General features: G+C 70.9%; 12 protein-coding genes and 1 other RNA gene. 9 read left to right on the top strand and 4 right to left on the bottom strand.

Annotated elements, in window-relative coordinates; genetic code table 11:
- Positions 1-73: 73 nt before the first annotated feature.
- Positions 74-399, bottom strand: a transfer-messenger RNA (tmRNA) gene (ssrA, locus tag AC0IW9_RS08530).
- Positions 400-523: 124 nt separating this feature from the next.
- Here ssrA and thyX point away from each other — a divergent pair.
- Genes thyX through AC0IW9_RS08510 form a run of 4 tightly spaced genes read left to right on the top strand, consistent with a single transcriptional unit; the run spans position 524 to position 3,205 of the window.
- Positions 524-1,465, top strand: a complete 942-nt coding sequence (gene thyX, locus AC0IW9_RS08525; protein WP_471647794.1) for an FAD-dependent thymidylate synthase — start codon at positions 524-526, stop codon at positions 1,463-1,465.
- Entirely contained in the window at positions 1,462-2,055 is a 594-nt protein-coding gene (locus tag AC0IW9_RS08520) for an HD domain-containing protein (protein WP_471647793.1), read from the top strand. Before thyX ends, AC0IW9_RS08520 begins: the two co-directional genes overlap by 4 nt.
- On the top strand, positions 2,052-2,330 hold the full coding sequence (locus AC0IW9_RS08515; protein ID WP_471647792.1) for a hypothetical protein: 279 nt from the start codon (positions 2,052-2,054) through the stop codon (positions 2,328-2,330). Before AC0IW9_RS08520 ends, AC0IW9_RS08515 begins: the two co-directional genes overlap by 4 nt.
- A complete protein-coding gene (locus tag AC0IW9_RS08510; protein WP_471647791.1) occupies positions 2,327-3,205 on the top strand; it encodes a PfkB family carbohydrate kinase in 879 nt (292 codons plus the stop codon). Before AC0IW9_RS08515 ends, AC0IW9_RS08510 begins: the two co-directional genes overlap by 4 nt.
- A 4-nt stretch (positions 3,206-3,209) precedes the next feature.
- On the opposite strand, the gene AC0IW9_RS08505 is transcribed toward AC0IW9_RS08510, so the two are convergent.
- A complete protein-coding gene (locus AC0IW9_RS08505; protein ID WP_471647790.1) occupies positions 3,210-4,355 on the bottom strand; it encodes an Mrp/NBP35 family ATP-binding protein in 1,146 nt (381 codons plus the stop codon).
- A gap of 196 nt (positions 4,356-4,551) precedes the next feature.
- Between AC0IW9_RS08505 and hflK the strand changes: the two genes are divergently transcribed.
- From hflK to AC0IW9_RS08490, 3 genes are all read left to right on the top strand, one after another.
- Complete coding sequence (gene hflK / locus AC0IW9_RS08500) at positions 4,552-5,763, top strand: FtsH protease activity modulator HflK (RefSeq protein ID WP_471647789.1); 1,212 nt, start codon at positions 4,552-4,554, stop codon at positions 5,761-5,763.
- On the top strand, positions 5,760-6,749 hold the full coding sequence (gene hflC, locus AC0IW9_RS08495; protein WP_471647788.1) for a protease modulator HflC: 990 nt from the start codon (positions 5,760-5,762) through the stop codon (positions 6,747-6,749). Before hflK ends, hflC begins: the two co-directional genes overlap by 4 nt.
- A 142-nt stretch (positions 6,750-6,891) precedes the next feature.
- Positions 6,892-8,463 carry a DegQ family serine endoprotease gene (locus AC0IW9_RS08490; protein ID WP_471647787.1) on the top strand — a complete coding sequence of 524 codons (1,572 nt, stop codon included), beginning with the start codon at positions 6,892-6,894 and terminating at the stop codon, positions 8,461-8,463.
- Between the two features lie 33 nt (positions 8,464-8,496).
- Here AC0IW9_RS08490 and rutA read toward each other — a convergent pair whose 3' ends face one another.
- Positions 8,497-9,579, bottom strand: a complete 1,083-nt coding sequence (gene rutA, locus AC0IW9_RS08485; RefSeq protein ID WP_471647786.1) for a pyrimidine utilization protein A — start codon at positions 9,577-9,579, stop codon at positions 8,497-8,499.
- Between the two features lie 40 nt (positions 9,580-9,619).
- Complete coding sequence (serB, locus tag AC0IW9_RS08480) at positions 9,620-10,513, bottom strand: phosphoserine phosphatase SerB (RefSeq protein ID WP_471647785.1); 894 nt, start codon at positions 10,511-10,513, stop codon at positions 9,620-9,622.
- Between the two features lie 29 nt (positions 10,514-10,542).
- Between serB and miaA the strand changes: the two genes are divergently transcribed.
- Together miaA and AC0IW9_RS08470 are read left to right on the top strand one after the other, a co-directional pair.
- Complete coding sequence (gene miaA / locus AC0IW9_RS08475; RefSeq protein WP_471647784.1) at positions 10,543-11,487, top strand: tRNA (adenosine(37)-N6)-dimethylallyltransferase MiaA; 945 nt, start codon at positions 10,543-10,545, stop codon at positions 11,485-11,487.
- 87 nt (positions 11,488-11,574) lie between these two features.
- Positions 11,575-13,365 carry an acetolactate synthase 3 large subunit gene (locus tag AC0IW9_RS08470; protein WP_471647783.1) on the top strand — a complete coding sequence of 597 codons (1,791 nt, stop codon included), beginning with the start codon at positions 11,575-11,577 and terminating at the stop codon, positions 13,363-13,365.
- Positions 13,366-13,430 lie beyond the last annotated feature (65 nt).

Genomic DNA, 13,430 nt, shown 5'->3' with positions numbered 1-13,430 from the left:
TATAAATCAAATGCCTTCAATCACGGAAGTGGGAGCCTTCGTTTATTTTGGATCAACGATGAAATAATGGGAAAGTGGGGGGCTTCTGTTGCCCGGTGCCCCCCGAACCGCGCTTACCTATTCCTAGGCAGCGAGTGCGACAGCCTCACGGCTGTTATCGTTCGCACTTAGAATCGGCCCGATGACGGCGGAACCATGCCGGGCAAAAGCGGCTTCTTTACCACGCGCGTCGAGCCTGTTTCGTCCCCGGAACGCTTCTCGTCTTGCGACGGAGGAGCACTGGTGGAGACGCCGGGCACTGCCCCCGGGTCCGCAACGATTATTCCAAGCCGTGTTTATCACCATAGACGCCGAAGCGACCCGGCTTAGTTACGTGGTATCGGCGTGGCTTTCGAGGTCTATCCGCACGCACGTTGTCGAGAGTGGCCAGGCGATGCATCCGGGCCACAGTTCGACGGCGGCACGACAGATCCAGTGTGAGATCGTCCTGGGCGAAGGCCGTCCCGCTGGGTAAAACGCCGCCATGGCCCTTACCCCGATTCAGCGCGATGAAATCGCCGCCGCCCGCGCGGCCGAGCATACCACCCGCCGCCCCACCGTCCCGGCCCTCGAGGCCCTGCTGTTCCAGGCCATGCCGGTGCTGGACCATGGCTTCGTCCGGGTGGTGGACTACATGGGCGACGATGCGGCGGTGGTGCAGGCCGCCCGGGTTTCCTATGGCCGCGGCACACGGGCGGCGAACGAGGACCGCGGGCTGATCCGCTACCTGATGCGGCATCGCCACAGCACGCCCTTCGAGATGTGCGAGATCAAGTACCACGTGAAGCTGCCGATCTTCATCGCGCGGCAGTGGATCCGCCATCGCACCGCCAACGTGAATGAATATTCCGCCCGCTATTCCATCCTCGACCGGGAATTCTACCTCCCCGCGCCGGACCAGCTCGCCGCCCAGTCCAGCGACAACCGCCAGGGCCGCGGCGCGGTGCTGGCCGGGGAGGAAGCGGCGGCGGTGCTGGACCTGCTGCGCCGGGATGCGATGCAGACCTACGACCACTATGCCTGGATGCTGAACGAGGATGCCCAGGGCGAACCGGTGGACCCCGGCCGGCAGGGGCTGGCGCGCGAATTGGCGCGGATGAACCTGACCCTGAACACCTATACCCAGTGGTACTGGAAGACCGACCTGAACAACCTGCTGCACTTCCTGTCGCTGCGGGCGGATTCGCATGCCCAATACGAGATCCGCGTCTATGCCGAGGCCATGCTGGAGACGGTGAAGGCCTGGGTCCCCGCCTGCCATGCCGCCTTCCTCGACTACCGCATGGGCGCGGCGACGCTCTCGGCGGGCATGCTGGCGGTGGTGCGCCGCCTGCTGGCCGGGGAGGACGTGCCGCAGCAGGGCAGCGGCCTGTCCAAGCGCGAGTGGCGGGAGCTGATGGAGACGCTGGGCCGTCCCGTGGCATGACCCCGGACCGCGCGGCCGCCATCCTGGACTTCCTGGCCCTGGCCGACCGGCTGAAGCAGGTGGAACGGCGTGGCCGCGTGGTGCTGGCCGACGGGACCACCCGGCGGGAGAATTCGGCCGAGCATAGCTGGAACCTGGCGCTGGTCGCCCTGCTGCTGCATGGCGAGATGGCGGAGCCGGTCGACCTGGCGCGGGCGCTGAGCATGGCGGCGGTGCATGACCTGGTCGAGATCGAGGCCGGCGATACCTATGCCTATGACCCGGCCGGGCAGGCGACCGCCGCGGCGCGGGAGGCGGCGGCGGCCGATGTGGTCTTCGGTGCGCTGCCGGCGGAGCTGGGTGGCCGGCTGCGCGGGCTCTGGGAGGAATTCGAGGCGGGCGAGACGGCCGAGGCCCGCTTCGCCACGGCCTGCGACCGGATGCAGGGCTTCATGCAGAACGTGCTCAGCGGCGGGCAGGCCTGGCGGGACCATGGCGTCAGCGCCGCGGCGACGGCGCCGCGGATGGGGCCGGCCATGGCGGTGGACCCGGTCTTCGCCAGCCTGATCGGCCGGCTCTACGACCGGGCCGAGGGGATGTTCGGCGAATGAGCGGCGCGGCCCGCCCGGCAGCGAAGCCCCGCACCACGCGGGCGCCGGCGCGGCCTCCGGGCCGGGCGACGCCGCCGCGGAAGGCGGCCCGGGCCGGCGTGGATGATTCGCCGCTGGCGGGGTGGCGGCGCTGGCTCTGGGTCGGCATCCTGGTCTTCGCGGTGATGATCGGCCTGCCGCTGGCGCATGCGCTGTTCGGGGAGGTGGTGGCCCTGCTGGGCGGAATGCTGCTGCTGGGCTTCCTGATCGGGCGCTGGACGGCGCCGCGGCGGTGACGGTTCTCGTCTTCGGCTCCGTCGTCGCCGACCTCGTCTTCGCCCTGCCGGAATTGCCGGTGCCGGGGCATACCGTCCTGGGGCCGGGTTATCAGGCGCTGCCGGGCGGCAAGGGGGCGAACCAGGCCTGTGCCGCAGCCCTCGATGGCGCCGCCGTGGCCTTCGCCGGCGCGGTCGGTGCCGATCCGCTGGCCGAGGTGGCGCTTGCCGGGATGCGTGCTGCCAAGGTCGACCTCGGCCGCCTCGCCGTCGTGGCCGCGCCCACCGCCTGCGCCGCAGTCTGCGTGGACCCGGCCGGGCACAACCAGATCGCGGTCGGCAGCGGCGCCAACCTGCTGGCCAGGGCGGCGCAGGTGGAGGATGCGGCGCTGACGCCGGCGACCATCCTGCTGCTGCAGATGGAGGTGGACCCGGTGGAGACCGCGGCGCTGATCCGGCGCGCCCGGGCCCGCGGCGCCCGCATCCTCCTCAACCTCGCCCCGGCCGCGGCCCTGCCGGCGGAGGCGCTGCGATCGCTCGACCTGCTGGTGGCGAATGAGCATGAGGCGGCTTGGCTCGCCGCACGGCTCGGCTGCGGCGCCGGGCCGGCGGCGCTGCGCGCGGTGCTGGGAATCGACGTCGCGGTGACGCTGGGGGAGGCGGGGGCGGCGGTTGCCACCGCCGCGGGGCTGCTGCGGATTGCCGCCTTTCCGGTGCCGGTGGTGGATACCACCGGGGCCGGGGATGCCTGGTGCGGCGTGCTGGCCGCGGCGCTGGACCGCGGGCTGCCGCTGCCCGAGGCGCTCCGCCGCGCCAGCGCCGCCGGGGCCTTGGCCTGCACCCGCCCCGGCGCCGCCATGCCGCGGCGGGCCGAGACGGATGCGTTGCTGGGCTGAGCGGCTACTCGACCACGAAGCGCGGGCCGGCCGGGGCTTCCGCCCCGTTCAGCTTGGCCCAGAGCCGGGCGGCGATGGCGCGGTAGGTCGCCGCCTCCTCCGTCTCGGGGCGGGAGGCGACGATCGGGGTGCCGGCATCGGCCAGCAGCCGGATGTCGAGCTTCAGCGGCAGCTCGCCGAGGAATTCGACGCCCATCTTCGCCGCCTCGGCCCGCGCCCCGCCATGGCCGAACAGGTCGGCACGGTCACCGCACTTGGGGCAGCAGTAGTAGGACATGTTCTCGATCACCCCGAGGACGGGGACATTGACCTTCTCGAACATCTTCACCCCGCGCCGGGCGTCGATCAGCGCCACGTCCTGGGGTGTGGAGACGATGACGGCGCCGGCCAGCGGCACCCGCTGCGACATGGTCAGCTGGGCATCGCCGGTGCCGGGCGGCATGTCCACCACCATGATGTCGAGCTCGCCCCAGGTGACCTGGCCCATGAGCTGCTCGAGCGCGCCCATGACCATCGGGCCACGCCAGATCATCGCGGTCTCCTCCTCGACCAGGAAGCCGATGGACATGGCCTTCAGCCCCCAGCGGGCGATGGGGATGATCTTCTGGCCCTCGGTCCGGGGCTTCTCACGGGTGCCGAGCATCTGCGGCAGGGAGGGGCCGAAGATATCGGCATCCAGCAGCCCGACCTTCAGGCCCTGCGCGGCCAGCGCCACCGCGAGGTTGACCGCGGTGGTGGATTTGCCGACGCCGCCCTTGCCGGAGGCCACGGCGACAATTTTCTTCACGTCCGGCAGCAGCATGGCGCCCTGCCCGGCGGGGGCCTTGGCTGGCGCGCGCGCGGGGCCATGCGCATGCGGCGCGGCGGTGCCGGCGCCGCCCGGCTTCGGCCCCTGCGGATCCCGGTGCGCGGTCAGCACCGCGGTCGCGCTGAGCACGCCGGCCACGCCAGCCGCCGCTTTCTCGGCTGCGAGCCGAAGCGGTTCCATCTCCCGTGCCCGCTCGCGCGGGATGGCGAGGGCGAATTGCACCAGCCCATCCCGCGCCGCCAGGCCCTGCACCATGCCCGATTCCACCACGTCCTGGCCCGTCGCCGGGTCCCGGACGGAGCGCAGGGCAGCCCGCACCGCATCGACCAGTTGTTCGCCCATCGCTTGAAAAGCCCCCCGTTCCCGACAATATCGCGCCCGCCAGGGCGCTGTGCAGCGTGCGGGCACCCGTCGCCCGGCCGGGCGTGTCATATGGCCGGGCGCCGCCCTGCATCCAGCCCCCAACGTGCCGCATCGGCGCGGCCAGGGCCATGCAGCGGCGGGCCGAATAAACGACCAGCGGAGGCCGAACCAAACGATGGCGCTGAACAACGGCGGACCCAGCCCCTGGGGAAACCCCCGACCGGGCGGGCCGTGGGGTACACCCCCACCCGGACCACCGGGCGGCGGTCGCGGACCTGGTGGTCCCGGTGGCCCGGGACCTGACCTCGACGAGCTGATCCGCAAGGCGCAGGAATGGCTGCGCACCACGCTGTTTCTCCCGGGGACCGGGGGGACGGGCGGCAGCGGCCGGGCGCTGGCGATCCTCGCCGTGCTGGCGCTGGGCGCCTGGGGGGCCAGCGGCATCTACCGGGTCCAGCCGGATGAGCTGGGCGTGGTGCTGCGCTTCGGCGCCTACCATCACCGGGACGAGCCCGGCCTGAACTACCACATGCCCTGGCCGATCGAGGTCGCCGAGACGCCGCGCGTCACGACCGAGAACCTGGTCTTCATCGGCTTCCGCTCCGGCGACCCGAGCGCGCCCCGGGCCGGGACCGGCCGCGACGTGCTCGAAGAATCGCTGATGCTGACCGGCGACGAGAATATCATCGACATCGATTTCGTCGTCCGCTGGCGCATCGGCAGCGCGCCGGACTTCCTGTTCAATACCCGCAATCCGGAGGTCACCATCAAGTCGGCCGCCGAGAGCATGATGCGGGAGGTGATCGGCCGCACCCCGATCCAGCCGGCGCTGACCGAGGCGCGTGGCCAGATCGAGACGCAGGTGGCCCAGGGCACCCAGGCGATCCTCGACCAGTACAAGGCCGGCGTGGTCATCACCCAGGTCCAGCTGCAGAAGGTGGATCCCCCCGCGGCGGTCATCGAGGCCTTCCGCGACGTGCAGCGCGCCGCCGCCGACAAGGAGCGCCAGCGCAACGAGGCCGAGGCCTACCGCAACGACATCATCCCCCGCGCCCGCGGCGAGGCGGAGCGCATGATGCAGGAAGCCCAGGGTTTCCGGGACAGCCAGGAGGCCCGTGCCCGCGGTGAGGCGACCCGCTTCATCAGCGTGCTGAGCGCCTATCAGCAGGCCCAGGACATCACCATGCGGCGCCTGTATCTCGAGACCATGGAGGACATCCTGCGGCGCAACCCGAAGGTCATCGTGGATGACCGGCTGCAGGGGCTGGTGCCCTTCCTGAACCTGACCGAGCAGCCGCAGCGCCAGCGGCCGGCGACGCCGCCCGCGACATCGGCCGCGCCGATGCTGCAGACGCCGCGGACGACCCAGGGAGGGACGCCGCGATGAACCGCGCCGTCATCGCAGCCGTCGTGCTGCTCGCCCTGCTGTTCGCCACCGCCTCCTCGCTGTTCACGGTGCATCAGACCCAGCAGGTGCTGATCACCCAGTTCGGCGAGCCGCGGCGGGTGGTGCGCGAGCCGGGCCTGAACATGAAGGTCCCCTTCATCCAGACCGTGATCAGCTTCGACCGCCGGCTGCTGGACTTCGATGCCCAGGGGCAGGAGGTCATTCTCGGCGACCAGCGACGGATCGTGGTGGATACCTTCACCCGCTACCTGATCACCGATCCGCTGCGCTTCTACCAGACGGTGGGCGCGACGGAGAACGGCATCCGGCTGCGGCTTGGGCCGATCGTCTCCTCGACGTTGCGGAACACGCTCGGCAGCGAGACCCTGCTGGCGGTGCTTTCGGCGGACCGCGCCCGGATCATGGGTGAGATCCGCCAGCGGGTGAACACGGAGGCACGCTCTTTCGGGATCGAGGTGACGGATGTCCGCATCCGCCGCGCCGACCTGCCGGAGGAGAATACCCAGGCCATCCTGTCGCGCATGCAGTCGGAGCGCGAACGCGTCGCCCGGGAGCAGCGCGCCGAGGGTGCCGAGCAGGCCCAGCGCATCCGCGCGGCGGCCGAGCGCGACCGCACCGTGCTGCTCGCCGAGGCGCAATCGCAGGCGGAAATCCTGCGCGGCCAGGGCGAGCAGACCGCCATCCGGATCTTCGCGGATGCCTACAAGCGGGACCCGGAGTTCTTCCAGTTCACCCGGACCATGCAGGCGATGCGGGAGGCCTTCTCGGATGGCGAAACGCGGCTGCTGCTGAGCCCGGAGAGCGACTTCTTCAAATACTTCCGCAGCATCCCGACCGCCACCCGGCCGGATGCCGCGGCGACGCCGGTGCCGCCGCCAGCTGCCCCTACGGCGGTGACGCCGCCGGCTGCCCCCACGGCAGCACCGGCGGAGGCGCCTCCGGCCGAGCCGGCCGCGCGGCCCTGACGGCAGGACGGGGGTGCGGCGCCGGGTCGCACCCCCATCTCCGGCTGGCGCATTAGGCGCCGCAACCCAGATGCCCTATCTTCGCTATCAAGCCGCCCGGCGGGAGGCATGCGCTTCCCCCTTCGCACTCGAGGTGTCCCCGATGCGCCCATCCTACCCCCGTCTTGCCGTTCCGCTGGCCGCTCTGCTCGTTGCCCTGCCGCTGTCGCCCCGGGCGCAGCCCGCCATTACCGCCCCGCCCACCAGCGCCCCCCCGGCCGATTCCGGGGCGCCGCAAGCCGTGCCGATGCGCGATGCGCCGCAATCCTTCGCCCCCCTGGCGCGGCAGCTGCTGCCGGCGGTGGTGAATATCTCGACCACCCAGAATGTCGCCGCCCGGGCCAATCGGCCGGATGCGCCGGAGGTGCCGCAGGCTCCGCCGGGCAGCCCCTTCGAGGAATTCTTCCGCGACTTCTTCAACCGCAACCGCCCCGGCCAGCCGGGCGGGCCGGGCGCCGGCCCCGAGCAGCAGCGGCCGCGCCGGGCGCAGTCGCTCGGGTCGGGCTTCATCATCGATACCAGCGGCATCGTGGTGACGAACAACCACGTCATCGACGGCGCCGACGAGATCAACGTCATCCTGCAGGACAACACGAGCATCCGGGCGGAGCTGCTGGGGACCGACCCGCGCACCGACCTCGCGGTGCTGCGGATCAAGACCGACAAGCCGCTGCATGCGGTGCAGTTCGGCGACAGCGACACGGCGCAGGTCGGCGACTGGGTGCTGGCGATCGGCAATCCCTTCGGCCTCGGCGGGACCGTGACGGCGGGCATCGTCTCGGCCCGCGGCCGCGACATCCGCCAGGGCATGTACGACGACTTCATCCAGACCGACGCGGCCATCAACCGCGGCAATTCCGGCGGTCCGCTGTTCAACCTGGAAGGCAAGGTCGTCGGCATCAATACCGCCATCTACTCGCCCTCCGGCGGGTCGATCGGCATCGGCTTCTCCATCCCTTCCAACCTGGCGCGCAACATCACCGCGCAGCTGCGGGATGGCGGCAAGGTGCGGCGCGGCTGGCTCGGCGTGAACATCCAGCAGGTGACCGACGAGATCGCCGAGAGCCTTGGCCTGACCGGCGGTGGCCGCGGCGCCCTGGTGGCGCGGGCGCAGGAGGATGGTCCGGCGGCGGCGGGCGGCATCCGCAACGGCGATGTCATCCTGCGCTTCAACGGGCAGGAAGTGCGGGAGATGCGGATGCTACCGCGCATCGTGGCCGAGACGGCGGTCGGCAAGCCGGCCCCGGTGGTGGTCTGGCGCGATGGCAAGGAGCAGACCCTGAACGTGACGGTGGGCGAGCTGCCGGCCGAGCCGCAGCAGGCCGCGGCGACGCCGGCGCCGGCCAATCGTCCGACCGAACTGTCGGGCCTCGGCCTGCGGGTCGGCCCGATCTCGCCCGAGGCGCGGGAGCGCTTCAGCCTGAAGGCGGAGCAGCGCGGCGTGGTCATCATGGAAGTGGCCCCCGACAGCCCCGCCGCCGAGCGCGAGCTGCGCCCCGGCGACGTGATCGTCGAGGTCCAGCAGGAGCGGGTGAACACGCCGCAGGAGGTGGTGGCCCGGCTGGAGGCGCTGCGCCGGCAGAACCGGCCGAGCGCGCTGCTGCTGATCGAGACGGCGCAGGGCCAGCGCTTCGTGCCGCTGCGGCTGCGGGGCGAGCGCGGCAGCCCGGGCTGAAGCAGGGCGGGGCCGGGTGACCGGCCCCGGTCGTCAGGCGGCGGCGGGAAACCGCCCCGCCCGGCAGCGCATCATCGGCTGCACCCGCTGGCCGAAATCCTCCATCCCGGCCAGGAAATCGTCGAAGACCAGCATGATGCCGCTGGTCCCCGGCACCGATGCCGCCTCGTCCAGCAGCCTGGCGACGGTGGCGTAGGAGCCGACCAGCAGGCCCATGTTGAAATTCACCGCCGATTTGGCCTTGGCCATCCAGCGGGCGGTGGAGGTCTCGTCCGCCGTGGTATCCGCGCCGGCCTGCTCGGTCAGCCAGGCGACGGCCTCCAGGTCCACGCCGTCCCGGTAGTGCTCCCAACGGGCCAGGGCCGCCTCGTCCGTCTCGGCGGCGATGACCATGTAGAGGACATAGGCGCCACAGTCCCGGCCGGTTCGTGCGGTCGCCTCGACCAGCCGGGCGACATTGGGCGCGGTCTGCATCGGGTCGTTCACCCCGGCGCCGGCACAGAAATTATAGTCGCCGTGGTCGGCCGCGAATTGGATGCCGGTGGGGCTCTGCCCGGCGCAGACGACCTTGACCGCGCCTTTCGGCCTGGGGCTGACGCGGCAATCCTGCATCTGGAAGAACCGGCCATCCAGGTCGCAGCGGCCGGTGGCCCAGAGGTCGCGCAGGATCTGCACATATTCGGCGCAATAGGCATAGCGCCGGGCGAAATGCTCCGCCCCGGGCCAGAGGCCCATCTGGTCGTATTCCGCCTGCTGCCAACCGGAGACGATGTTCACCCCGAAGCGTCCGCCTGAGATGTCGTCGATGGTCGCGGCCATGCGCGCCACGATCGCCGGCGGGAGGGTGAGCACCGCGACCGAGGCATAGAGCCGGATGCGGGACGTGACCGCGGCCAGCCCGGCCATCAGGGTGAAGCTTTCGAGGTTGTGGTCCCAGAACTCGCTGGCGCCGCCGAAGCCGCGCAGCTTGATCATGTAAAGGGCGAAGTCGAAGCCATAGGCCTCGGCCTTCTGCACCACGGCGCGGTTGAGGTCGAAGCTCGGCATGTACTGCGGCGCGGTGGTCGAGATCAGCCAGCCGTTGTTGCCGATGGGAATGAAGACCCCGATGTCCATGCTGCCTCTCCCGCACTGCCGCGGGGGAGGCAGGCAAGCCTCATGCCGCGACGATCTCGGCCGCGCGGTAGCCCTGGGCGAACAGCAGGGCGCGCAGGTCGGCATGGTCCACCCGGGCGCGGGCGGCGGCGGCCACCACCGGCTTGGCCCGCCAGGCGACGCCGAGGCCGGCGGCCTGCAGCATGGCGAGGTCGTTGGCGCCATCGCCCACCGTCAGCGCCGCGGTCAGCGGCAGGCCGTGCTCGGCGGCGAGGCGCTTCAGGGTCGCCAGCTTGGCATCGCGGTCGAGGATCGGCTCGCCCACCGTGCCGGCCAGCTTGCCATGGGACAGGTTCAAGGTGTTGGAGTAGTGGGCATGGAACCCCAACCGCTCCGCCACCCGCCCGGTGAACCAGGTGAAGCCGCCCGAGACGATGGCGCAATGCGCGCCGTTCGCCCGCATGGTGGCGACCAGCGCCTGGGCGCCGGGGGTGATCTCGGTCGCCGCCCAGGTCTGCTCCAGCGCGCTTTCGTCCAGGCCCTTCAGCATGCCGACGCGCTCGATCAGCGCGGCGCGGAAGTCCAGCTCGCCGTTCATCGAGCGGCGGGTGATCTCGGCGATCTTGTCCTTCAGCCCGGCGAATGCGGCCATTTCGTCGAGCGTCTCGGTGGTGACGATGGTGCTGTCCATGTCCGCCAGCAGAAGCTGCTTGCGGCGGCCTTCGGCTGCGGTGGCGATGGCATCGACCGGGACTTCGCCCAGCGCGGCCCGGGCGGCCGCGATGGCCTGTTCCGGGGCGAGGCTGGTGAAGGGAAGGTCGGCGGCCTCGGCCTCAGCCAGCCAGTCCGGCGTGCCGGCATCGGCGCCGAGCGTGGAGAGGGCGGCGCGGACCCGGGCGAGGGTCGGGGTGTCGAGGTCCCCCGCGGGGGCGACCAGGGTCAGGATATGGGACATGCGGGCCGGACCATGCCGCCGGCCGTGGCATGACGCAACGCCCGCTCGCGCTGCTGGTTGCCGGGCCGACCGCCAGCGGCAAGTCGGCGCTCGCCCTGGCGCTGGCGGAGCGCTTCGGCGGCACGGTCATCAACGCGGATTCCATGCAGCTCTACCGGGAGCTGCGGGTGCTGACGGCGCGGCCGAGCCTGGCCGAGGAGGCGGCGGTGCCGCATCGCCTCTATGGCGTCCGGCTGGCGGCCGAGCCCGCCAGCGTCGCCTGGTGGCGGGAGGCGGCGCTGGCGGAGATGGCGGCCGCACCGTTGCCGATCCTCTGCGGCGGAACGGGGCTGTATTTCCTCTCGCTGACCGAGGGGCTGTCCACCCTGCCGCCGGTGCCGGCGGCGGCGCGCGTCCAGGCCCGGGCGGAACTGGCCGAGCACGGCCCCGCCGCCATCCATGCCCGGCTGGATGCGGAGACCGCCGCCGGGCTGCGGCCGGGCGACAGCCAGCGTATCGCCCGGGCCTATGAGGTGTTGCTCGGCACCGGGCGTGGCCTGGCGGCCTGGCAGCGGGAAGGGGCGCATACCGGGCCGGCGCCCTGGCGCTTCGCCGCCATCAGGCTGGACCCGCCGCGGGAGGTGCTGCGGGCCGCCATCGCCGCGCGCTTCGACGCCATGCTGGACGGCGGCGCGATGGAGGAGGTGCGCGGGCTGGCGGCGCTCGGCCTCGATCCGGCGCTGCCGGCGATGCGGGCCCATGGCGTCCCGGAGCTGATGGCCCATATCCAGGGCGCGATGACGCTGGAGGCGGCGCGCGACCGCGCGGTGCTGCATACCGGGCAATACACCAAGCGTCAGGCGACTTGGTTCCGCCACCATCCGCTGGCCGACCCGACCGACACGCATATCATCCATGCGCGGGTGGAGGGCTTGGCGCAATTTCAGGAAAGCCAGAGGGCAGAAATCTTCGCATTTGTTGAATCGCGGCGTTGACGCGCGGCGGCGAGGGGTCTAACCCTCCGCCTCCGCCGCGACCCGGGGCTCAACCCGGCGGGGCGATGTTGTGTTGAGGAGCCCGCCATGTCCGCCACCCTCCAGAAGACCGAGACCCGCACCATGAATGGCGCGGAAATCGTCCTCCAGGCGCTGAAGGACAATGGCGTCGAGGTCATCTTCGGCTATCCCGGCGGCGCGGTCTTGCCGCTGTACGATGCGCTGTTCCAGCAGAATGCCATTCGCCACATCCTGGTCCGGCACGAACAGGCGGCGGTGCATGCCGCGGAGGGCTATGCGCGGTCCACCGGCAAGGTGGGCGTGGTGCTGGTGACCAGCGGGCCGGGCGCGACCAATGCCGTCACCGGCCTGGTGGATGCGCTGATGGACAGCATCCCGGTGATCTGCCTAACCGGGCAGGTGCCGACCCACCTGATCGGCAACGATGCCTTCCAGGAGGCCGATACCACCGGCATCACCCGGCCCGCGACCAAGCACAACTACCTGGTCAAGGACATCAACAAGCTCGCCGGCATCGTGCACGAGGCCTTCTACGTGGCGAAGTCCGGCCGGCCAGGTCCGGTGGTGATCGACCTGCCGAAGGACATCCTGATCGGCAAGGGTCCCTATTCCGAGGCGCCGCAGGCCGCCCACCGCAGCTACCGGCCGCAGACCGCGCCGGACATGGCGCAGATCCGCGCCGCGGTGCGGCTGCTGAAGGGGGCCAAGCGCCCGGTGGTCTATGCCGGCGGCGGCGTCATCAACTCGGGGCCGGAGGCGTCGCGCCTGCTGACCGAATTCGTCCGCATGACCAACATGCCCTGCACCAATACGCTGATGGGCCTCGGCGCCTATCCCTCGGAGGACCGGCAGTTCCTCGGCATGCTGGGCATGCACGGGACCTACGAGGCGAACCTCACCATGCATGGCTGCGACGTCATGCTGAACATCGGCGCGCGCTTCGACGACCGGGTGACCGGGCGGCTGAATGCCTTCTCGCCGGGGTCGAAGAAGATCCATGCGGATATCGACCCGTCCAGCATCAACAAGAACGTCAAGGTCGACGTCGCCATCGTCGGCGATGCGGGCGCGACCCTCGCCGCGCTGATCGAGTGCTGGAAGGCCGAGGAGATGCCGCAGGACACCGCGGCGATCGACGCTTGGTGGCGCAGCATCGACGGCTGGCGCCGCAACGAGTGCCTGCAGTACCGCCAGGAAGGCAGTATCATCAAGCCGCAGCATGCGGTGAAGCGGCTCTACGAGCTGACGCAGGAGACGGGACGCGAGACCTACATCACCACCGAGGTCGGCCAGCACCAGATGTGGGCGGCGCAGTATTTCGGCTTCCAGAAGCCGAACCGCTGGATGACCTCGGGCGGGCTCGGCACCATGGGCTACGGCCTGCCGGCGGCGATGGGCGTACAGATCGCGCATCCGGACGCGCTGGTCATCGACATCGCGGGTGAAGCCAGCATCCTGATGAACATCCAGGAGATGGGGACGCTGGCGCAGTACCGCCTGCCGGTGAAGGTCTTCATCCTGAACAACGAGTACATGGGCATGGTGCGGCAGTGGCAGGAACTGCTGCATGGCAGCCGCTATTCCGAGAGCTACAGCCAGTCGCTGCCCGATTTCGTCAAGCTGGCCGAAAGCTTCCACGCGACCGGCATGCGGGTGACCGAGGCTTCCGAGCTGGACGACGCGATCCGTGCCATGCTGGCGCATCCCGGCCCGGTCATCGCCGATATCGCGGTGGCGAAGGACGAGAACTGCTTCCCGATGATCCCCTCGGGCGCGGCGCATAACGAGATGATCCTGGCGCCGGGCCAGCAGGGCGGCGTCGCCGGCGTGACGGATGAGGGCAAGGTCCTGGTCTGACCGTTTCGCCCTTGTCGTTCACCCGCGGGGCGGCTACGCCCCGCGCGCGCACTCCTGCCTATTGG

It is taken from the genome of Belnapia sp. AC561 (assembly GCF_979252845.1).
Note: the sequence above shows the minus strand (reverse complement) of the source record. Positions and strands in the feature narration are given on the sequence as shown.

Bases quoted from the DNA above. Each gene is read 5' to 3' on its own strand.
- miaA (WP_471647784.1), top strand. From the start codon at position 10,543: ATGACGCAACGCCCGCTCGCGCTGCTGGTTGCCGGGCCGACCGCCAGC.
- AC0IW9_RS08515 (WP_471647792.1), top strand. From the start codon at position 2,052: ATGAGCGGCGCGGCCCGCCCGGCAGCGAAGCCCCGCACCACGCGGGCG.
- AC0IW9_RS08520 (WP_471647793.1), top strand. From the start codon at position 1,462: ATGACCCCGGACCGCGCGGCCGCCATCCTGGACTTCCTGGCCCTGGCC.
- AC0IW9_RS08490 (WP_471647787.1), top strand. From the start codon at position 6,892: ATGCGCCCATCCTACCCCCGTCTTGCCGTTCCGCTGGCCGCTCTGCTC.
- hflK (WP_471647789.1), top strand. From the start codon at position 4,552: ATGGCGCTGAACAACGGCGGACCCAGCCCCTGGGGAAACCCCCGACCG.
- AC0IW9_RS08505 (WP_471647790.1), bottom strand. From the start codon at position 4,355: ATGGGCGAACAACTGGTCGATGCGGTGCGGGCTGCCCTGCGCTCCGTC.
- serB (WP_471647785.1), bottom strand. From the start codon at position 10,513: ATGTCCCATATCCTGACCCTGGTCGCCCCCGCGGGGGACCTCGACACC.
- rutA (WP_471647786.1), bottom strand. From the start codon at position 9,579: ATGGACATCGGGGTCTTCATTCCCATCGGCAACAACGGCTGGCTGATC.
- thyX (WP_471647794.1), top strand. From the start codon at position 524: ATGGCCCTTACCCCGATTCAGCGCGATGAAATCGCCGCCGCCCGCGCG.
- AC0IW9_RS08470 (WP_471647783.1), top strand. From the start codon at position 11,575: ATGTCCGCCACCCTCCAGAAGACCGAGACCCGCACCATGAATGGCGCG.
- hflC (WP_471647788.1), top strand. From the start codon at position 5,760: ATGAACCGCGCCGTCATCGCAGCCGTCGTGCTGCTCGCCCTGCTGTTC.